Source organism: Natronospirillum sp. (assembly GCF_022565775.1).
GTDB lineage: Bacteria > Pseudomonadota > Gammaproteobacteria > Pseudomonadales > Natronospirillaceae > Natronospirillum.
The window spans coordinates 13,219-33,497 of record NZ_JAIUMC010000027.1 but is presented as its reverse complement, the minus strand read 5'-3'; the positions used below and the strand labels follow the sequence as shown (position 1 = coordinate 33,497).

At 56.7% G+C, this 20,279-nt stretch carries 16 protein-coding genes; 8 read left to right on the top strand and 8 right to left on the bottom strand.

The window, feature by feature from the left end; all coding sequences use genetic code 11:
- Window positions 1-96: 96 nt before the first annotated feature.
- From gyrB to dnaA, 4 genes are all read right to left on the bottom strand, one after another.
- Window positions 97-2,505, bottom strand: coding sequence for a DNA topoisomerase (ATP-hydrolyzing) subunit B (gene gyrB / locus LAT62_RS07420; RefSeq protein WP_293381313.1), 2,409 nt, complete (start codon window positions 2,503-2,505; stop codon window positions 97-99).
- Between the two features lie 3 nt (window positions 2,506-2,508).
- A complete protein-coding gene (gene recF, locus LAT62_RS07415) occupies window positions 2,509-3,627 on the bottom strand; it encodes a DNA replication/repair protein RecF (RefSeq protein WP_293381310.1) in 1,119 nt (372 codons plus the stop codon).
- A 98-nt stretch (window positions 3,628-3,725) separates the two neighbouring features.
- Complete coding sequence (gene dnaN, locus LAT62_RS07410; RefSeq protein WP_293381307.1) at window positions 3,726-4,829, bottom strand: DNA polymerase III subunit beta; 1,104 nt, start codon at window positions 4,827-4,829, stop codon at window positions 3,726-3,728.
- Window positions 4,830-4,848: 19 nt separating this feature from the next.
- Window positions 4,849-6,282 (bottom strand): chromosomal replication initiator protein DnaA, encoded by a 1,434-nt coding sequence (gene dnaA / locus LAT62_RS07405; protein ID WP_293381304.1) that lies wholly within the window; start codon window positions 6,280-6,282, stop codon window positions 4,849-4,851.
- 454 nt (window positions 6,283-6,736) lie between these two features.
- Here dnaA and rpmH point away from each other — a divergent pair, with 454 nt between their 5' ends.
- The 6 genes from rpmH to LAT62_RS07375 all read left to right on the top strand — a co-directional run bounded on the left by rpmH (window position 6,737) and on the right by LAT62_RS07375 (window position 12,262).
- Entirely contained in the window at window positions 6,737-6,871 is a 135-nt protein-coding gene (gene rpmH, locus LAT62_RS07400) for a 50S ribosomal protein L34 (protein ID WP_293381301.1), read from the top strand.
- Window positions 6,864-7,280, top strand: coding sequence for a ribonuclease P protein component (gene rnpA / locus LAT62_RS07395; RefSeq protein WP_293381298.1), 417 nt, complete (start codon window positions 6,864-6,866; stop codon window positions 7,278-7,280). Before rpmH ends, rnpA begins: the two co-directional genes overlap by 8 nt.
- A 75-nt stretch (window positions 7,281-7,355) precedes the next feature.
- On the top strand, window positions 7,356-9,092 hold the full coding sequence (yidC, locus tag LAT62_RS07390) for a membrane protein insertase YidC (RefSeq protein WP_293381295.1): 1,737 nt from the start codon (window positions 7,356-7,358) through the stop codon (window positions 9,090-9,092).
- Window positions 9,082-10,440, top strand: a complete 1,359-nt coding sequence (mnmE, locus tag LAT62_RS07385; RefSeq protein WP_293381292.1) for a tRNA uridine-5-carboxymethylaminomethyl(34) synthesis GTPase MnmE — start codon at window positions 9,082-9,084, stop codon at window positions 10,438-10,440. The genes yidC and mnmE overlap by 11 nt, the downstream gene beginning before the upstream one ends.
- 80 nt (window positions 10,441-10,520) lie before the next feature.
- On the top strand, window positions 10,521-10,724 hold the full coding sequence (locus tag LAT62_RS07380; protein WP_293381289.1) for a DUF2256 domain-containing protein: 204 nt from the start codon (window positions 10,521-10,523) through the stop codon (window positions 10,722-10,724).
- Entirely contained in the window at window positions 10,721-12,262 is a 1,542-nt protein-coding gene (locus tag LAT62_RS07375) for a cryptochrome/photolyase family protein (protein WP_293381286.1), read from the top strand. The genes LAT62_RS07380 and LAT62_RS07375 overlap by 4 nt, the downstream gene beginning before the upstream one ends.
- 10 nt (window positions 12,263-12,272) lie before the next feature.
- Here the strand turns inward: LAT62_RS07375 and LAT62_RS07370 are convergent, their stop codons facing one another.
- The 4 genes from LAT62_RS07370 to LAT62_RS07355 all read right to left on the bottom strand — a co-directional run bounded on the left by LAT62_RS07370 (window position 12,273) and on the right by LAT62_RS07355 (window position 17,552).
- Window positions 12,273-14,600, bottom strand: coding sequence for a response regulator (locus LAT62_RS07370; RefSeq protein WP_293381283.1), 2,328 nt, complete (start codon window positions 14,598-14,600; stop codon window positions 12,273-12,275).
- A gap of 40 nt (window positions 14,601-14,640) precedes the next feature.
- Window positions 14,641-15,522 carry an alpha/beta fold hydrolase gene (locus LAT62_RS07365; protein WP_293381280.1) on the bottom strand — a complete coding sequence of 294 codons (882 nt, stop codon included), beginning with the start codon at window positions 15,520-15,522 and terminating at the stop codon, window positions 14,641-14,643.
- 55 nt (window positions 15,523-15,577) lie between these two features.
- Window positions 15,578-16,159 (bottom strand): hypothetical protein, encoded by a 582-nt coding sequence (locus tag LAT62_RS07360; RefSeq protein WP_293381277.1) that lies wholly within the window; start codon window positions 16,157-16,159, stop codon window positions 15,578-15,580.
- An 82-nt stretch (window positions 16,160-16,241) separates the two neighbouring features.
- Window positions 16,242-17,552, bottom strand: a complete 1,311-nt coding sequence (locus LAT62_RS07355) for an MATE family efflux transporter (RefSeq protein WP_293381274.1) — start codon at window positions 17,550-17,552, stop codon at window positions 16,242-16,244.
- Window positions 17,553-17,843: 291 nt separating this feature from the next.
- Here LAT62_RS07355 and coxB point away from each other — a divergent pair, with 291 nt between their 5' ends.
- Window positions 17,844-18,686, top strand: a complete 843-nt coding sequence (coxB, locus tag LAT62_RS07350) for a cytochrome c oxidase subunit II (RefSeq protein ID WP_293381271.1) — start codon at window positions 17,844-17,846, stop codon at window positions 18,684-18,686.
- Between the two features lie 15 nt (window positions 18,687-18,701).
- On the top strand, window positions 18,702-20,279 hold the full coding sequence (ctaD, locus tag LAT62_RS07345) for a cytochrome c oxidase subunit I (RefSeq protein ID WP_293381268.1): 1,578 nt from the start codon (window positions 18,702-18,704) through the stop codon (window positions 20,277-20,279).

Genomic DNA, 20,279 nt, shown 5'->3' with positions numbered 1-20,279 from the left:
TTTTAAAGATTAAGTCCGCCTTTCCCGGAAAGGTGCGATGAACCATAAAAAAGCCATTGTTCCACGTGGAACAATGGCTGCAGGCGGGCAATCTGCTCAGTAATCCAGATTTTCCACCAGCAAGGCATTCTGCTGAATGAATTCACGTCTGGGCTCAACGTCGTCACCCATCAGGGTAGTAAAGATCTGATCAGCCGCTATGGCGTCCTTGATCGACACCTGCAGCATGCGACGAGACTCCGGATCCATCGTTGTTTCCCACAACTGCTCAGGATTCATTTCACCCAGACCCTTGTAGCGCTGAATGTGATAACCCCGTTGCGCTTCGTTCATCAGCCAGGTCATCATTTCGGCCATGCGCTCGGTAGAGAGTTGACGATTGCCGCGCACAATAGTGGCACCTTCCGAGAACAAATCCAGCATGACCTTGCCCAGATCATTGATGCGTATGTAGTCTTCCGATTCAAAAAACTCCGGCGTCAAACTGTAGCTCTGCGACAGCCCGTGCTGTACCGAGGTAATACGGGGCGCATACAAACCGGATTCTTCATTGCGATAAATTTCAGCGCTGTAGACCCGAGTACTGGTGTTGTAGGACTGCAGCATGCCGTCCATCTGATCGGTCCATTGCTGCATGTCCGATTCACCGCGCATCAGATCGCGATTCACCGTGGGCAGATAAAGCAGGTTCTCCAGGACCGCCTCGGGGTAAACGCGGGCCAGCCGACCAATCGCCTTCATGACGACCTGATATTGCAGGATCAGTTTCTCCAGTGCCGCACCAACGATTGGCGGTGCACCCTCTTCCGGGATCAGTTCCGCGCCATCAATGGCCACCTGAGTCAGGTAAAGGTTCAGTGCGTCGTCGTCCTTGATGTATTGCTCCTGCTTGCCCTTCTTGACCTTGTACAGGGGCGGCTGGGCAATGTAGATATAGCCCTCTTCGATCAACTCCGGCATCTGGCGGAAAAAGAAGGTCAGCAGCAGCGTGCGTATGTGGGAACCATCCACGTCCGCATCGGTCATGATGATGATTCGGTGATAGCGCAGTTTTTCTATATTGAATTCGTCCCGACCGATGCCACAGCCCAGGGCCGTGATCAGGGTACCCACTTCGGCAGAGCCCAGCATCTTGTCGAACCGTGATTTTTCAACATTCAGGATCTTGCCCTTCAGCGGCAAGATGGCCTGGGTCTTGCGATCGCGCCCCTGCTTGGCCGAACCACCGGCGGAATCACCCTCCACCAGGTAAAGTTCCGACAGCGCAGGGTCCTTCTCCTGGCAATCAGCCAGCTTGCCGGGCAGGCCGGCGATATCCAGGGCCCCTTTGCGGCGGGTCATGTCCCTGGCCTTTCTCGCCGCTTCGCGTGCACGGGCTGCATCAATCATCTTTTGCACTATCTGCTTGGCTTCATTGGGTCGCTCCAGCAGGTAGTCGCTAAACTGCTGCCCCATCTCCTGTTCGACCGCTGTCTTGACCTCGCTGGATACCAGCTTGTCCTTGGTTTGCGAGCTGAATTTGGGATCCGGGACCTTCACCGAAATGATGGCTGTCAGACCTTCTCTGGCGTCATCACCAGTGGTATTCACCTTCTGCTTCTTCTGCACATTCTCTTGCTGAATGTAGGTATTCAGGCACCGCGTAATGGCCGCCCGGAAACCGGCCAAATGAGCGCCACCGTCCCGCTGCGGGATGTTGTTCGTGTAACACAGGATTTGTTCCTGGTAGCTGTCATTCCACTGCAACGCCACTTCAACCCCGATACCGTCTTCACGCTGGCAATCAAAGTGAAAGGTGTTGTTCAGTGTCGTCTTGCTGCGGTTCAGGTAATCCACGAAGGACCTCAGCCCACCCTCGTAGCAGAAATGCTCCTCACGCCCATCTCGCTCATCCCGCAACCAGATGGATACACCACTGTTAAGGAACGACAGTTCACGCAACCTTTTGGCCAGAATGTCGTAGTGAAATTCGATATTGGTAAAGGTGTCTGCGGAAGGCCGGAAATGGATACGGGTCCCGGAACGGTCAGTCGCTTCCAGTTCCTGCAGCGGGGTGTCCGGTACACCGTGGCGATATACCTGCTGATACTTGTGGCCGTTGCGCCAGATGGTCAGAATAAGCTCACGGGACAGTGCATTGACCACGGACACGCCGACGCCGTGCAGGCCACCGGATACCTTGTAGCTGTTGTCATCGAACTTGCCGCCGGCATGCAGGACCGTCATGATGACCTCGGCCGCCGATTTGCCTTCTTCGTGCTCATCGGTCGGTATACCACGTCCATTGTCACTGACCGAGATGGACTCGTCCTGATGGATGATCACCTCAATATCGGAACAATGCCCTGCCAGCGATTCATCGATGGAGTTGTCGACCACCTCGAAGACCATGTGATGCAGACCGGTGCCATCGTCAGTGTCTCCGATGTACATGCCCGGGCGCTTGCGCACGGCATCCAGTCCTTTCAGTACCTTGATGCTCGACGAATCGTATGTATCAGACATCGATTACTCCTGTAACCTGTTGGGTAGAATCCGGCCTGCCACCATGCTGAACCAGCGCTGATCCGCATTGGTGTGCCAGAGTTCCTGGGCTGGCAGTTGCTCTGCTGCCAGAACGGTCATAAAGACCTGAGTGTCAAAACTGTCGATCAAACCCAGCATTTCCGCCAAATGATTCCGATCCAGCTCTGCGGCCAGGTCATCAAGCAGAATGATGGGCAACTGCGCCCCTTCTTCTCTGGCCAGGCAGCGAATCTGAGCCAGTTTGAGGCAGTGTCCCAGAACCTTCATCTGGCCTCGAGACAACACATCCTTCGCCGGCAGACCCTCCCAGGTCATGCGCAAATCGGCGCGATGCGGACCTGCCTGGGTAATGCCTGTGCGCCGCTCTCGCTCAAGGTTCCCCGGTCGTTCGAGGGCTTCAGCCAGGGTCATCTTATGATCCCAGCCAGGACTGTAATGAACCACCAGGTCCTGTCCAAAGCCAAAGGTTCCGCTGCGTGAGCAAATGGCCCTGAACTCAGTCATGAGCGCTTCAGCATAGGTCGTCCGCAATGCATGCAGCTGATTGGAGACGCGAATGAATTCGTGTGTCCATGCCCGCTGCTCGGACCCGGATATTTTACCAGATTTAAGCCCGCTGTTCCGCTGTTTTACAGCCCTTTCGAACTGTTTGAACAAAGACCTGGCAGCACTTTGTTCCACGTGGAACACACCCCAGTCCAGAAAGCGACGCCGAACTCTGGGGCCACCTTCGAACAATTGAAAATCATCGAGCGTGATGGACTGTACCGGCAGGATAGCGGCCAACTGACTGGCGGAATGCGCCCGATCACCATTAACCACTATATGGCTTTCAGTGCCGGCGCCACGTTCTATCCCGATGGCGAACCCACTGGGGCTCAGCTCACCATAAACCGCTGCCTGCTGGGTGTGGATATTGACCAGAGACCGCAACTGACTGACGCGAAAACTCTTGCCGGTACCCAGCATGTAAATGGCTTCCAGTAATGAGGACTTTCCGGAGCCATTGTCACCAGTGATGAAATTGAAACGAGGGCCGGGATTGAGGCTGACCGACTCCAGATTGCGCAAGCCGGATACCTTGAGGCGGGACAGAACCATCGTTATTCCGCCAGGGGGCAGTGCAAAGGCGCAGAAAACTCACACAGTCGAGGACCGGGTGAGTCTCTGCAAGTGACAGATGAATACACAGGCTTCGCCTACAGGCGCATCGGCATGACTACATACAGGGCGGTTTCGTCATCGAAATCACGCACCAGAGCACTGCTGTTGGAGTCCGATGCCTTGATCAGCACCTGCTCACCATTGATTGCATTGAGTACATCGATCAGGTAATTGACATTGAAGCCCACTTCCAACGGATCACCCTGATAATCTACTGGCAGATTCTCTTCCGCTTCTTCTTGCTCGGGATTATTCGCCAGTACCTGCAGATTGCCGGAGGTCACCATCAGCCGCACACCGCGATACTTCTCATTGGACAGTATCGCAGCTCGGCTAAGCACCGCCTTGAAGCTGGTCCGGTCAGCCACGATTTCCTTGTCGCCACCACGTGGGATGACCCGTTCGTAGTCGGGAAACTTCCCATCGACAAGCTTGGTGGTAAAGGTGTATTGCTCAACAGTAGCGCGTAGATGATTGGCTGTCAGGGTCAGCTTGACGGGTGTGTCGATGTCTTCCAGGATGCGCTGCATTTCCAGAATACCCTTGCGCGGTACGATCACCTGCAGTGGCGGCACTGGTTGCTCAGAGTCGACGGCAGCCATCGCCAGTCGGTGGCCGTCTGTCGCCACCGTGCGCAATTGCTGATCCTTCAATTCCAGCAGCATGCCATTCAGATAATAGCGGACATCCTGCATGGCCATAGCAAAGGTGGTCGCGTCAATCACCCGCAAAAGAGCACTTTGTGGAATCAGCAGTTCGCTCGCCTGCTCGTCGGTCTGAATGTTGGGGAAGTCCACAGCCGGCAAGGTCGACAGCGAATAGCGACTGCGACCGCTGGTCATCAGCACCCGCTCGCCATCCTGGGAAAACTGCAACTCGGCCTCGCCCGGCAAAGACTTACACAGGTCCAACAGCTTGCGCGCCGGCAGGGTAACCCGCCAGGGCTGGGCAACCGGTGTCTCGAGGTCGACACGGGCCACCAATTCGACTTCAAGATCGGTACCGGTCAGGGTCAGGCTGTTGCCCTCAGCTTCCAGCAGCACATTGGCGAGAATGGCAAGTGTGTTTCGTTTTTCCACCACACCGGCCACGAACTGTAGCGGTTTCAGCAGGGCTTCGCGTGAGACGTTAAGATTCATTATCCTTACTCTTGCTCGGTTAGCTGGTCAGTGACCGGTGAATTTTGGCGTAATCTTCCCGTAGTTCAGAAGAAGTTTCCAGCAGCTCTTTCACTTTTCGGCAGGCATGAAGCACTGTTGTGTGGTCGCGCCCCCCGAATGATTTGCCGATTTCAGGCAGGCTGTGCGACGTCAGTTCCTTGGCCAGGGCCATGGCCATCTGCCGCGGCCTGGCCACCGACCGGCTGCGTCGTTTTGAAATCAGATCGGAAATCTTGATGTTGTAGTACTCGGCAACCGTGCGCTGGATATTATCCACAGAAATCTGTTTCTCCTGCGCTGCCAGGAGATCCTTCAACGTATCCTTTATAAAGCCCAGAGTAATTCGACTGCGCGTGAACTGGGCATTGGCAATCACCCGCTTCAATGCGCCTTCCAGTTCTCGAACATTCGACTGGATCTTCTGGGCAATAAAGAAAGCCGCTTCATCGGACAACTTGACACGATCCCGTTCGGCTTTCTTCTTCAGAATAGCCACCCGGGTTTCCAGATCCGGTGGCTCTACTGCCACCGTCAAACCCCATGAGAAACGACTTTTCAACCGGTCTTCCAGGCCTTCTATTTCTTTCGGGAAACGATCGCAGGTCAGAATCACCTGCTGATTGCCTTCCAGCAGGGCATTGAAGGTATGAAAAAACTCTTCCTGAGTGCGGTCCTTGCCAGAGAAAAACTGGATATCGTCAATCAGCAGCGCATCCAGATTTCGGTAGAAGCGCTTGAAATCCGGCATGGCACCTTGCTGCAGTGCTTTGACCATGTCGGCCACAAAACGTTCTGAATGGATATAGAGAACCCGGGCACTCTTATTGCGCTGCACCACCTCATTGCCGATGGCGTGCATCAGGTGTGTCTTGCCCAGACCCACACCACCATAAATGAACAGCGGGTTGTAAGCGCCCCCTTCGTTGGCGGCTACCTGGCGCGAGGCAGCCAGTGCAAGCTGATTGGCCTTGCCTTCAACGAAACTGCCAAAAGTGAATCCTGGGTTCAGATAACTGTGATGCCTCAATCCGCCTTCTACCCGAACCTTGCTCTCTTGGGCGGTGACCTCGCGTGCTGCCTGTTCGGTTTCACCGCCCAGCGCGTTGTGGGTCATCAAAGTCGGTACCGTTGCTGACTGACCAACCCGTTCACCCGCTTCCTGAAGTCGATTGCCTGCGTCTTGCCGAGATTGCCCGTTGATCGACAGTTCGACCCGCAATGACGGGTCCTCACTGACTTCCTTCGCCAGTTGAGTGATACGATCCAGATATTTATCACGCACCCAGTCACTGACGAAACGATTGGGCGCCGCCAACGTCAACTGACTGTCCTGCTCCTGGGCGCCCAGTCGTCGAATCCACGTGTTGTATTGCTGGGTAGGCAACTCGGTTTCAAGCACCGCCAGACAGACATCCCAGACGCCCTGTGACAAACCAACCCCCAAATCCGTTGCAAAAAATCAGTTGCAAACCGTCCCTTTACCCTGTGTACAAACAGGGTACAGGTGTGGGTACAAACAGCGAATAACTCTGTGCATTTTCAGGCTGTGGATAGTATGCCGTGTTATCACCACCATTTCCACCGTAAACCCACAGTCAAAACGCTAGTAATCCCTGAGTTACCAATCCTATTTAATTATTATTTTTCAATAACTTAGCTATCCTATCCACAGATGTAGGCACCCCTAATAATCTTAATAACCACTAAATCCCTCTTTTCTAAAAACACTTCATGAAGTTCATATGACTAACATGCTCCGCACCCGCGAACGGACCCTAGTCGACTGGCTTGTATCGCACCCACTTCTCCGCTAGAATCCGCGCTCACCCAATTACCGGATGCCTGTTTTTTGACCAGGCACCCACGGATCTCAGTGAGAAGATGTTATGAAAAGAACATTTCAACCCAGTGTCCTGAAGCGCAAGCGCACCCACGGTTTTCGTGCTCGCATGGCGACCAAGAACGGCCGCAAAGTACTGGCTGCGCGCCGGGCAAAGGGACGCAAGGTATTGAGTGCCTGAGACTGAATTCCAGTTCCACTCTGTACAGCAGGATGCGCGCGACGTGGCTGACCAGTCTTTTCCGCGCACCAGGCGTCTACTGACAAAAAGCGATTTCAATCGCGTTTTTGAGCAAGCCACAGTTCGTGCCGGCACAGGCGAACTTTTCGCATTGGCCAGTACAGCAGCGGATGCAGAGGCACGTCTGGGGTTTATCGTTGCTCGCAAACATGTACGACGAGCGGTCAACAGGAATCTGATCAAGCGCATAGCGCGTGAAGAATTCCGGCTGCTTGATCCAACCTTCCCCGCACTCGACATCATCGTGATGGCGCGCAAGGGGGCCGACAAGCTGGAGCGGGAGAAACTGCACGAGGCGGTGCGCTATTTGTTCAGAAAACTGCGCCAACGTCGCTCTGAAAAGACTTGAGCAGTAGATCACGCCTTCCAACTGCCTGAATACAGGGTTAGCATTACCAACCTGAAAAAACTGATAGGACATTTCATGGACTGGCGTCGCTTGTTCCCCATCATTGGCCTTGCTCTGGTCAGCTATTTGCTGGTGCTGCAATGGTCTGAATTTGATTCAGCACAGCGCACTCAGGATCGTACACCTGCTGCAGACCAAGCTGCCCAATCTCCGGAACCGGCCCAGCTTCCTGAACAGGATGCACCGTCAGAAACGGAAGACGTCCTGCCGGAATTCCAGGCGGCCGAAGGTCAGGCAGAGCCGGCCGAAACGCCCGGAGACAGTGTCCCTCAGATCACCTCTTCTGCGGACGGTTCTTCTGTTATTCGGGTCCAGACAGATGTGGTGCTGGCAGAAATCCAGCTCGATGGTGGCGACCTAAGTGAGGTGGCCCTTCTCGACTACACCGTATCTGCCGATAATGATACGCCTTTCAGAGTGCTCGAACGTCACACTGGGCGCAGCTATATTGCCCAGAGCGGCCTGCTCGACCAGAACAATCGAGATATCACTCGCAGCGGACGTTTTGTCGCCGAGCAGGATCGGTTTGAAATGGCCGATGGGGAAGACGAGTTGCGGGTACCGCTGACCCAAGTCCTGGAAAACGGTCTGGAAGTCACCAAGACCTACGTGTTCCCGCGCGGCGAATATGACATTCGCATAGAGTTCGAAATCAACAACGTCACCGACAGCAGCCAGCAGTATTCCCTGTTCGGCCAGTTGCGTCGTGATCGCAGCCCGGACCCGAGCCGCGGTGCCGGATTCGCGATGGCGTCTTTTCTGGGTGTGGCCACTACCACGGAAGAAGACCGTTACGACAAGATCAGTTTTCGAAACATGGATCGACGCCCTCATACCCACACTCACTTCGGTGGCTGGGTAGCCTTCCTCCAGCACTACTTTGTCAGTGCCTGGGTGCCGCCACAAAATGAAACACATCGCTATTTCGCACGCGAAAGCAACGGTCTCTACTACGCTGGTTTCACCTCTCCAGCGCGCACGGTTGCCGCCGGCGACACTCAGACCTGGGAAACCACGCTGTTTGTCGGACCCAAGTTGCAGGACCGGCTTTCCGAGCTGTCTGACCATCTGCATCTGACCGTGGATTATGGCTGGCTCTGGTGGGCTGCACAGCCGTTGTTCCAGTTGATGAACTTCATCCATGACTATGTCGGCAACTGGGGCTGGACGATTGTCCTGCTGACGCTGATCATCAAGATGGCCTTCTACCCATTGAGTGCCAAGGCCTACCGGTCTATGGCCAAGATGCGTAAATTTGCGCCGAAAATGGCACAGCTTAAAGAGCAGTATGGTGACGACCGCCAGAAGATGGCGCAGGAAACCATGAAGCTCTACAAGAAAGAGAAGATCAATCCCATGGGCGGCTGTTTGCCCATGCTGGTGCAGATGCCGGTGTTCATCGCGCTCTACTGGGTCTTCATGGAGAGTGTGGAGCTGCGTCATTCGCCGTTCATCTTCTGGATCCAGGACCTGTCGTCGCGTGATCCTTACTTCATCCTGCCGCTGATCTTCGGGGCCACCATGTTCCTGCAGATGAAACTGGGTGCGCAGCCGACAGACCCGATGCAGGCCAAGATCATGAAATTCCTCCCCATCGGTTTCACGGCGTTCTTCCTGCTGTTCCCGGCCGGTCTGGTACTCTACTGGGTGGTCAACAACAGCATTTCAATCGCCCAGCAGCAGTTCGTGAACTGGCGTGTTCTGAAAGAAGACGAAAAGGCTGCGGCGGCTGCTAAAGCCGATGGCGACTGAAGACACCATCTGCGCGATTGCCACGCCGCCCGGACGCGGCGGTGTCGGCATTGTGCGGCTCTCCGGGCCGGCCAGCGCCCGGATCGGTCAGACGATAGCGGGGCGTGCGCTGACGCCGCGTCATGCCCACTACGGGCCCTTTCTGGACGAAGACAACTCGGTGCTCGACCAGGGCATAGCGCTGTATTTCCCCAGCCCTCATTCCTTTACCGGCGAAGATGTCGTTGAGCTGCAGGGCCATGGTGGCCCAGTGATAATCGACCTGTTGCTCAGACGAGCTATGGCCCTTGGTGCCAGGCTGGCTCGTCCCGGTGAATTCAGTGAGCGCGCCTTTCTCAACGACAAGCTGGATCTCGCACAGGCGGAAGCGATCGCCGATCTTATTGCGGCGGCATCGGAACAGGCGGCGCGGAGTGCCGTGCGGTCACTGCAGGGTGAGTTCTCGCAATCCATTGCCGATCTGGTAGCGCAATGCATTGAACTGCGGATCTATGTCGAAGCAGCTATTGATTTTCCAGAAGAGGAGATCGACTTTCTCTCTGATGGCCACGTCGCGGCCTCCCTGCAGGCTCTGAAAGCGCAGTTGCAGACGGTACTGGCCAGTGCACGGCGCGGTACTCTGCTGCAGGAGGGTATGACGGTTGTGATCGCAGGTCGACCCAATGCCGGTAAATCGAGTCTGCTCAATGCGCTGGCCGGACAGGATTCCGCCATTGTGACCGATATCGCTGGCACCACGCGGGATACCCTTCGCGAGTCCATCCAGATCGACGGCCTGCCCTTGCACATCATCGATACGGCGGGGCTGCGTGACTCTGAAGATACTGTGGAAAAGTTGGGGATAGAACGGGCATGGGTACAGATCAGGCAGGCTGACCTGGTGCTATGGATTGTGGATAGTGTGCAGACACCCTGCCTGGACACGAGCCAAGCGGAAGATCCGCTATGGTCACAGTTGCCCCCGGAGTTGCCTGTTGTGCAGGTGCGCAACAAGGTCGATCTCAGCGGTGAGTCACCAGGGCTGACCCAGACCGAGCCACCGTTGCTTCGACTGAGCGCTGCCACCGGAGAGGGATTGGCAGACCTGCGCAATTACCTCAAACAGACCATGGGTTATGACGGTTCGACAGAAGGCGGCTTTATCGCCCGCCGACGCCACCTGCAGGCCTTGGAACAGGCGGCCGGCTTTCTCGACAGTGCCGAAGACCAGTTGCATGGTGCTGCCGCCGGAGAACTGGTGGCGGAAGACCTGCGGCAGGTGCAGCAGGCCTTGAATGAAATTACCGGCGAATTCACCTCTGATGACCTGCTGGGTCGCATCTTCAGTTCCTTCTGTATCGGCAAGTAGCCCGCCCGCACTGATCCAGTCAGGCCTTCCGTGCGTTCTCCTGCAACAAGACGACTGTCGCCGCTGTTCCGTGAGTACAGATGAAAAACCGCAATCGCAGACGCTCGACCGACAAGGCAGATTTGCCGTCCCGGCCCTGCCAGACCTGTGGCCGACCTTTTTCCTGGCGGCGCAAATGGGCCCGCGACTGGGATCAGGTGCGCTACTGCAGTGACCGCTGCCGCCGTGCGCGACCAACAGCGTCCCGAGCCAATGACAGCGACCAGGCCGTGGACTCCCTATGAGCACTGCAGGCCGCTATTCCTGTCTGCGCCTGATTCTGGGCGATCAGCTCCATGCCGGGCACAGCTGGTTTCGCACCGTTGATCCGGATGTGCTGTATGTGCTGGCGGAACTTCCCCAGGAACTGGGCTATGTCCGTCATCACCGGCAGAAGGTGCTCGCCTTCTTTGCCGCTATGCAGACCTTTGCCCGGGCCCTTGCCCAGGCAGACCACGCAGTACTACACCTGACCCTGGACGATACCAAAGACCATGCCAGCCTGCCGGAACTCCTGAACGCTCTTTGCAGCAAGTATGATATCGAGCGTTTCGAGTACCAGCAGCCGGATGAATACCGACTCGACCGGCAGCTCTCAGCACTTTCCCGAACGCTGCCTTGTCCGGTAACCTGCGTAGACAGTGAGCACTTCCTTACACCAAGAGATGCCTGGAACAAGTATCCCAACACCCGTCTGGAGTATTTCTATCGGGCGTTGCGCAAGGAGTATCGGGTATTGCTGACACCCGAAGGCACCCCGGAAGGTGGGCAATGGAACTATGATGCCGAGAATCGCCAGCGCCTGCCGGACAAGGTTGAGCTGCCCGAGCCACTAAAGTTTGCTCATAATGTGTCGGCCATCGAAGACCGCCTGCGTCGACACCAGGTGGAGACGATTGGGGAAGCTGACCCGGAGCGTTTGATCTGGCCCGTCAGTCGCGCTGAGTCGCGCCAGTTGCTGGCCTATTTTCTGCGCTACTGTCTGGCGGACTTTGGCCGCTATCAGGACGCACTGCCGACCCGGGGCTGGAGCCTGTTTCACAGTCGACTATCGTTTTCCCTCAATACCAAGATGTTGCACCCGCTGGAGGTGATCAGGGCAGCAGAGGATCACTGGCGCGCCAATAGTGATGACATCACTCTGGCGCAGGTTGAAGGGTTTATCCGGCAGGTTCTGGGCTGGCGTGAATATGTCAGAGCCCTCTACTGGGCAAAGATGCCGGATTACCGGAGCACCAACCATCTGCAGGCCAGTCGGCCCCTGCCTGGCTGGTACTGGACCGGTCAGACCGGGATGGCCTGCCTGGCCGGTGCAATCGATCAGTCACTGCAGTACGCCTATGCCCATCACATCCAGCGTCTGATGGTGACTGGCACCTTTGCTCTGCTCGCGGGTATAGATCCGGATGAAGTGGATGCCTGGTATCTCGGCATCTATGTGGATGCGATCGAGTGGGTGGAACTGCCCAACACCCGCGGGATGAGTCAGTATGCCGATGGCGGCCTGCTGGCCAGCAAGCCCTATGCGGCATCCGGGCAATACATCAACAAGATGGGCGACTACTGCAAGCACTGTCGGTACAAGGTCAAGGAGCGCACGGGCCCTGACAGCTGCCCGCTGAACAGTCTCTACTGGCATTTCCTGCACCGGCATGAGGAGCGCTTGCAGGACAATCCTCGCTTGAAGCTGGTCTATGCCAACTGGCGACGGCAGCCAGTGGAGCAGCAGCGAGCCATTCTGGACACGGCAGAGTCCTACCTCGGCCAGCTGGAAACGCTGTAAGCACAGTGCCTCACTTGATCTGATCACTGCTGCGGAACATGCGCTTGATGAGCAGACGAATCCAGGCCCGCAACTCGGCATCGCTCCGCGGGCGAACAACCACGTCGTTGACCCCGGCCTGGCGGGCATGCTGACTGAGCTTGCTCTTGTCTTCCGGTGCCAGGCCGATGATCCAGGCGTATCGGTTGCCGTCTTCGCGGGCTCGACAGGCGCGGGTGAACTCGATGCCATCGACCAGTTGCGCCTGCAGATCAAGCAGAATGACATCGAATGTCTGCTCGCGCAGGCGGGACAGACCAATCTGGCCATTCTTGACCCAGTAGATGTCCACACCCTTCAGCAATTGCGCCCGCGCCTCCTGATAAAGCACGGGTGATTCATCGACGATGAGCCAGTGCTCAACGGCCTTCTGGCCCTGATTATCATGCTCAATATCCATCCAGAGCCAGAAACACACACTGGACCCTGCATCGGGTGTGGACTGGACCTGAAGTCGAGCGCCCAGACGACGCAGCAGAAACAGGGCGATGGTCAGCCCCGAACCCAGGCTGACTGACGGATGACCCTGAGCATCGGTTTCCGGGGGCGGCGTGCCCTCAAGCCAGAAGCGCTGAATCTCTGCCAGCAATTCCTCTTCCATGCCCTGCCCTGAATCCCTAAGTTCGAATCGGGTATTCACCCGGTGACGGGTTTGTCCTTCGACCTCGATGATCAGTTTGATAAAGCCACTCTCGGTGTACTCGAGTGCGTTGTCCAGCAGCCGCAACAGAATGATCTGCAGGGTCCGGTCGGGACCGACTAACAGGGGTACATCCGGTGTCATCAATTCAGCCCGAAAATACACCCTGCCCTGGTGGCGGTCTTCCTGATCGTCGAACCAGTCCTCAAAACCGGTCAGCCAAGCTCTGAGATCCAGCACTTCCGCTTCGACCTCATAGTTCTGGGTCAGCAATTGCTCCAGGTTCTGCAGATCCTGCACATAACTCAGCCCGTCACGGGTTGCCTTTCGGGCACTGTCCAGAGCCAGTTGGCGCGCATCAGCCTGTACTTCATGGCGCAGACTCTTGACCGCATGGTGCACCTGATGCAGACGCGATTCGATATTGGCATTCAAAGCCCCGCGCCAGTTCTGTCCTAGCTGCGCGGCGGCTCTAATCTGGTCAAGTTGTTCTCGGTGCTCATCGGCCACATCGGCATAGGCCTGCGAGCGCGCCCGCAGGTCGGCCCAGGCTTTCTGCTGGTTGCGGTGAAACTGCCAATAGATGACAAAGGAATGCAGAGCAGTCAGCAACAGAAAGGCAATGCTGAACAGGGCCAGCAGCGGGGTGTGCAGAACCGGCGACAGTGACATGTAAGCCAACCAGATGCCGCCCAGCGCAGAATAGCCGAACAGCAGCAGGTGCAGCGTATACAAAGCCTGCGTATGCCTCAATTGCAACAGAATCAAAGTCGCCAAGACGGTATACCAGACCCAGGTCTGGAGCAGGAACAGCTCGGGTGACACCACTAGGTAGAGCACCAGCAATACGGCAAAGCCCGCAACGGCGCCACTGTACAGTCGTTGCTTCTGTGTTCTTTTCAGAAAGGCGCTGAGCGCCGCAATGACCGATCCGAGCAGGCTCAGACCGGTTAGCGGAATCAGCAGGTACCACAGATTGTTTTGCATCCAGGGCGAGTCCGGCCATAGCCACAAATGTCCCAGACCAAACCAGAACCAAAGTTGCAGCAGCCAGGCCATAGCGCTTATGGCCACCCAGACAAATGACCAATGGCCCTTGAGCAATGTCTGCAGCAGGTTGAACAGGAACAAGGCCAGCAACAGCCCGGTTACAGCTCCGACCAGCAACATTTCCTGTTGGGTAAAGGTCTGATAGCCGGCTCGGTCCATCAGCATCATGGGGAAAAATTGCCAGTCATCACTGGTACCGGTGATATAGAGGGACTGCCGCGTGCCCGGTTCGATTTGCAGCGGTATGACAAAATGATTACCCGGCGAGAGGCGCTGGGCCGGTGACTGATAATCACTGAGCTGGATATACTGGTCGCTGTCAGGCAGGTCCAGATAGACGCGAATCAGGTCAAGGCTGGGGTTGCGAATGAGCAGATACCAGGTGGTCTGGTTGCTTTCATTGCTGATGGTGCTGTACCAGTGGTAGATGTCTTCTGACCAGCCCTGATTCGGAACCTGTGATATCCCTTCCGGCCAGTCCTGATCCCTTACCGGGGTCCACGACTCCAGCCAAAGCCCGCTGCCGTGCTCGTGCAACTCATAGCGATTCCGCTCACCTTCAAGTGTCAGCACCGCGGTGGCAGGCGCACTCAGCAACAGCAGCAGCACCAGCAAAAGCCAGGCACGAGGTCTCCGACCCTCCCTCAGGTCATGCCGAGAAATCGGCCACCATTTTTTCGATGTCGGCCCAGACAATGGCTTTGTCCTTTTCATTCAGAATCTCGTGGCGCATGGTCGGGTAGAGTTTCAGTTCGGCGCCTGGTCCATGTTTGCGCAACCGCGCAGCAAGCTGTGTCGGTCCTTTGCCCATGCGCCCGACCGGGTCGCGGCCGCCGGCCAGCACCAGTATCTGCAGGTGCCTGGGTAACTGGCGCAGTGTACGGTTGTGGCTCAGACGGTAGAGCACGCTGCTGAACTCTTGCCAGAACCCCACACTGCAGCGAAAACCGCAGCAGGGATCAGCCCTATAGTCGTCCACCACGGCAGGGTCACTGCATACCCAGTCAAACTCGGTTCTGGCCGGTGCAAAAGACCGGTTGAACTGCTCAAAGGTCAGTTTCTGGATCAGAGGGCTGACATGTTCCGAGCCATAACGCCGGCTCAGCAGGGCAGTCAGCCGATTGAGCACATAGCTTCCCGCCGAATCGGTAGAGTTGGTACCCACCAGCACCAGGCCTCTGCAGTTGGCTGGCAGCGGCAGGGCAGCAGCGTGATCCAGTACGGTAAAAGAACCCATGCTGTGGCCCAACACCCAAAGCGGCAGATCGGGCGCCTGCTCGGCGGCATGGGCCAGCATGACGGTCAGCCTGTCGCTGATGGCAGACCAGCCGGCAGCACCGAGGTGGCCCGGTGTTTTCGCCTGACGGCCGTGTCCGGGATGATCATAGGTCAGAACATGCCAGCCCTGCCGGGACAGGAAGTCTGCAAAACCGGCGTAGCGGCCATGGTGCTCCGCCATACCATGGCAGATCACCATGGTACCCAAGGGGTCGGATGTAGCCGGCGTCCACCGCCAGTCAAATTCATTCATGCCAGCAGTGTAGGTGGATCATCAGAGCCGGGGCAAGCGACAATTGCATGCACCCTTATCCGGGTTGGCGCAGGCGCAGTGCCTGCAGCGGCCGAAACGGGCACAAACCCCCGCTTTCGGCCAGCTGGACAACCCCTGGTGGAGCTTCAAGACCGTCGGTCAGCATATCGAGACTCTGCCGCACAACCCCTTCCAGTTCACTGGCATAGGGCTCACCAATCAACTGATGGGCCAGCATGTTGGCTTCGGTCATGTCGATGTGCAGTATAAAGCGCCCCAGGCGCACGTGCAGGTGGTCATTCAGCTCTTCCAGCAGGCGGTGGCCCAGATAGGCTCGATCCAGCAGTGCCAGTAGGCCGCCCTCCTCACTCAATTCGCATTTGCTGTTGAAAAAGTTCTCAACAGCCCGGGTCACCGGCATAATCAGAGGTTCGAGCCCGCCCTCGCGAGCGGAGGCCTCCGCGGTGCGCAGGGAAACCGGCAACTGCTCGATATAGCGACAAACGTAGGCATACAGACTGGTCGCATCCGTATTCAATTTCTCGGCCTGCCGGCGGTAAACCCGCTCTCTATCAGGGCGGGCTTCGTCGCAGCTGCGGGCAAGCAGAATGGCGTACTCCACATCGGTGATGGTCATACCGGGTGCACCCTGTAAGAGGCGAGAAAGACGCTGAAATTATAGCCGGTGTCTGAAATAGCTGCCTAACCTGTCGGTTAAATTATGTAATTCTTTGCCAGCGGTGCCAGACCAAGGTACCCATCATCAGGCTGCGCAACGCCATCATGCCGGCAAACAGTGCCCAGATGACATGGTTGCTGCTGATCGGAATGAGCAGACTCAGGGGCAGATAGAAGGCAAATACACTGAGCAGCAGCACATTGCGCATCGCCCGGACCCACTGCAGACCGATGAAGACACCATCCAGCCAATAAGCCCACCAAGTGTAAAGAGGCATCAGGATCATCCAGATCGCATAGGCACCGGCGAGTGAGCGAATCTGTTCCAGATCGGTGAGCAGGCCAATCAGCATCTGATGACTCAGGGCAAACGCCAGAGTCAGTAGCAGGGCGGTGCCCAGTGACCAGCACCCGGTAACGATGATGGCAGCCTGAACCCCCTGTCTTTGCCTCGCCCCGGCACTCTGGCCGACCAGCGCCTCGGCGGCATTGGCATAGCCATCCAGAATACTGGAGATAACCAGCAGAAACGCCAACAGGACGGCATTGGCTGCAATCACGTCCTGACCCAGTTGCAGCCCGAGTCTGGCGAACCAGTTGAAGGCAAACAGTAGGGTGAAGGTCCGAATGAGTAACGGAAAGGCCAGCGCCAGATAGTGACTGAGACTGGGTACCCGCGTGGACAGATCTGTGGATAAGCTGTGGCTTTTGGTGTATCCAAGTACTTTCCATGCACAGCCTGTGTACACGAGAAAAGCACAGGCGTCTCCTAGGACACTACCCGCTGCTACGCCTTCCAGGCCCAGGCCAAGGCCCAGTACCAGAAAGACACTCAACAGGATATTCACAAGCTGTGCGGTCAATGTCGCGATCAGGTTGACCCGGGTGCGCTGGATGCCGATAAACCAGCCCGCCAGCAGCAGGTTGAGCAACACGAAAGGCGCACTCCAGACCCGGATGCCAAGATAGGTGCGAACATGATCGGCAAGGGATTCTTCTGGCGCATAAAAACCGATGCCCCACTCGATCAGCCAGGGCGACAGCACGATCAGGCTCACGCCCAGCAGTCCGACCCAGCCCGCCAGACGTCGCAGCCACTGGCCGGCTGTGGCGAGACCGGAGGCACCGAAGATCCATGCGGTACTGCCGCTGGTGGCCATGGTCAGAAGATTGAAGCCCCAGGCCACTATGCTGAACAGGTTGGCCCCGAGCGCCACTGCGGCCAGATACTGGCTGTCAGGCTGGCGACCCATCAGTGCGGTATCCACCAGGCCCAGCAAGGGTGCACTGGCATTGGCCAGCATCAGCGGCCAGGCCAGATGCCAGACTCGCCAGATCAGTGTCGAGGACAATTTTGACTGCAACGTGATAAAACCTGACAGAGTTCGATGAATATCGGGACTCTACGCCGATTGACTTTTGTTTGACAATTTTACAGTATTCGCGGCCCGCGTAAGACTGTCAGATTGAGGCGCGCGCGTATATACTCCCGCGTCGAGAGCGAAAGGTGGGCATTGGCGCCCTGTCTGCAGGCAGAGCAGGTCTCTGTGAAAACGACTGGCCGCCCTGCAATTGTAAAGACGGCTTAAGCCGCACTGAATACCGATAGTCGACCCGTTTAGCCGTATCTAGCCGAGGTAAAAATGCTTAAAAGACTGCGACCCCTGAGCCTGCTGGCTGCGGTCTTCAGTGCTCTGTCACTGGCCAGCAGCGGCGCCCTTGCCGGTTGGGAAACCAACATGACCCGGGGTGTCACTGAAATCAGCCACGAAATTTACAACCTTCACATGATGATGCTCTACATCGTCACCGTCATTGGTGTCCTCGTTTTCGGTGTCATGTTCTGGGCCATGTTCAAATTTCGCAAGTCCAAAGGGGCCAAGCCTGCCACCTGGCATGAAAACACGCGTCTGGAAGTCCTCTGGACTGTTATACCTCTGTTCATACTGATCGGGATGGCGATTCCCGCCACCATGACGCTGGCCAAGATTTACGACACACCGGATGCCGACGTCACCGTCAAAATTGACGGCTATCAGTGGCGCTGGCAGTACACCTATCTCGCCGATTCACCGGACGATGAAGTTTCGTTCTTCTCTGCCCTGTCTACGCCGCGTTTCGAAATCCGCGGTGAAGCCGAAAAAAGCGAATGGTATCTGCTGGACGTGGACAACCCGTTGGTAATTCCCGCCAACACACCGGTCAAGTTCCTGATTACCGCCAATGATGTCATTCACTCCTGGTGGGTGCCTGACTTCGGCATCAAGAAGGACGCAGTTCCCGGCATCATCAACGAATCACATACCACCGTGCTGGAAACCGGTACCTACCGCGGTATGTGTGCAGAGTTGTGTGGCCGCGATCACGCCTACATGCCCATTGTTGTGGAAGTGGTCGAGCCGGACGAATTCGAACAGTGGCTTGCTGAGCAGCGTGGCGACACTGCTGCCGCCGGCTCTGAAACCCTAAACACCGCCGGACAGTAGTAAAGGAGACGTTTGATGACTGCTATTCCTCATGATGATCACGCACATCATGGTCCGGCCAAGGGCCTGTGGCGCTGGGTTGTCACCACCAACCACAAGGACATCGGTGCGATGTACCTGTGGCTCAGTTTTGCCATGTTTCTGCTCGGGGGTGCCTTTGCCATGGTCATCCGGGCCGAGTTGTTCCAGCCCGGTTTCAGCCTGGTAGCGCCCGAGTTCTTCAACCAAATGACCACCATGCATGGTCTGATCATGGTATTCGGTGCGGTTATGCCGGCCTTTGTCGGGCTGGCCAACTACATGATTCCGCTGATGATCGGTGCGCCGGATATGGCGCTGCCGCGGCTGAACAACCTCAGCTTCTGGATTCTGCCCTTTGCCTTTCTGATTCTGGTCAGCACCCTGTTCATGGAAGGCGGTGGCCCCAACTTCGGCTGGACCTTCTATGCACCCCTGTCGACGACCTACGGGCCACCCTCGACGGTGTTCTTCATCCTGTCCATGCACATCATGGGTGCTTCGTCCATCATGGGTGCGATCAACATCATCGTCACCATCTGGAACATGCGCGCACCCGGTATGACGTGGATGAAAATGCCGCTGTTTGTCTGGACCTGGCTGATTACTGCCTTCCTGCTGATTATGGTCATGCCAGTACTGGCCGGTCTGATCACCATGATGCTGCTGGACATCACCGCGCAGACCTCCTTTTTCAACGCTGCCGGTGGCGGCAGTCCGCTGCTGTTCCAGCATCTGTTCTGGTTCTTCGGGCATCCTGAAGTCTATATCATGATCCTGCCGGCTTTCGGTATCATCAGCGCCATCATTCCGGCCTTCGCGCGCAAGCCGCTGTTCGGATATGCCTCCATGGTGTATGCCACAGCCGCCATCGCGATCCTGTCATTCTTCGTGTGGGCGCACCACATGTTTACCGTGGGTATGCCCTTTGCGGCACAGCTGTTCTTCATGATCTCCACCATGATCATTGCCGTGCCGACCGGGGTGAAGGTTTTCAACTGGGTGGCCACCATGATCGGCGGCTCCATGACCTTTGAAGTGCCTATGCTGTTCGCCATCGCCTTTGTGGTGCTGTTCACCATCGGCGGATTCTCCGGTCTGATGCTTGCCATTGCGCCAGTAGACTATCAGTACCACGACACCTATTTCGTGGTGGCGCACTTCCATTATGTGCTGGTGCCCGGGGCCGTGTTCTCCATCATGGCGGGTGTCTACTACTGGCTGCCGAAGTGGACCGGAAACATGTTCCATGAGGGCCTGGCCAAGGTGCACTTCTGGATGTCATTTGTCGGCGTCAATGTGGCGTTCTTTCCGCAGCATTTTGTCGGTCTCGCGGGCATGCCGCGTCGCATACCCGACTACCCGCTGCAGTTCGCCAATTTCAACATGATTTCCAGCATGGGCGCTTTCCTCTTCGGTCTGAGCCAGTTGCTGTTCATGTTCATCGTCATCAAATGTGTCATGGGCGGCAAGAAAGCCGAAGCCAAGCCCTGGGAAGGTGCCGAAGGTCTGGAGTGGGATCTGCCGAGCCCCCTGCCCTACCATACATTTGAAACACCACCGGAAATCAAGTGA

What these genes read in the sequence shown, in the direction of transcription:
- rpmH (WP_293381301.1), top strand. Translation starts at nt 6,737, where the DNA reads ATGAAAAGAACATTTCAACCCAGTGTCCTGAAGCGCAAGCGCACCCAC.
- gyrB (WP_293381313.1), bottom strand. Translation starts at nt 2,505, where the DNA reads ATGTCTGATACATACGATTCGTCGAGCATCAAGGTACTGAAAGGACTG.
- LAT62_RS07360 (WP_293381277.1), bottom strand. Translation starts at nt 16,159, where the DNA reads ATGACCATCACCGATGTGGAGTACGCCATTCTGCTTGCCCGCAGCTGC.
- LAT62_RS07380 (WP_293381289.1), top strand. Translation starts at nt 10,521, where the DNA reads ATGAAAAACCGCAATCGCAGACGCTCGACCGACAAGGCAGATTTGCCG.
- yidC (WP_293381295.1), top strand. Translation starts at nt 7,356, where the DNA reads ATGGACTGGCGTCGCTTGTTCCCCATCATTGGCCTTGCTCTGGTCAGC.
- dnaN (WP_293381307.1), bottom strand. Translation starts at nt 4,829, where the DNA reads ATGAATCTTAACGTCTCACGCGAAGCCCTGCTGAAACCGCTACAGTTC.
- mnmE (WP_293381292.1), top strand. Translation starts at nt 9,082, where the DNA reads ATGGCGACTGAAGACACCATCTGCGCGATTGCCACGCCGCCCGGACGC.
- coxB (WP_293381271.1), top strand. Translation starts at nt 17,844, where the DNA reads ATGCTTAAAAGACTGCGACCCCTGAGCCTGCTGGCTGCGGTCTTCAGT.
- ctaD (WP_293381268.1), top strand. Translation starts at nt 18,702, where the DNA reads ATGACTGCTATTCCTCATGATGATCACGCACATCATGGTCCGGCCAAG.
- recF (WP_293381310.1), bottom strand. Translation starts at nt 3,627, where the DNA reads ATGGTTCTGTCCCGCCTCAAGGTATCCGGCTTGCGCAATCTGGAGTCG.
- LAT62_RS07375 (WP_293381286.1), top strand. Translation starts at nt 10,721, where the DNA reads ATGAGCACTGCAGGCCGCTATTCCTGTCTGCGCCTGATTCTGGGCGAT.
- LAT62_RS07365 (WP_293381280.1), bottom strand. Translation starts at nt 15,522, where the DNA reads ATGAATGAATTTGACTGGCGGTGGACGCCGGCTACATCCGACCCCTTG.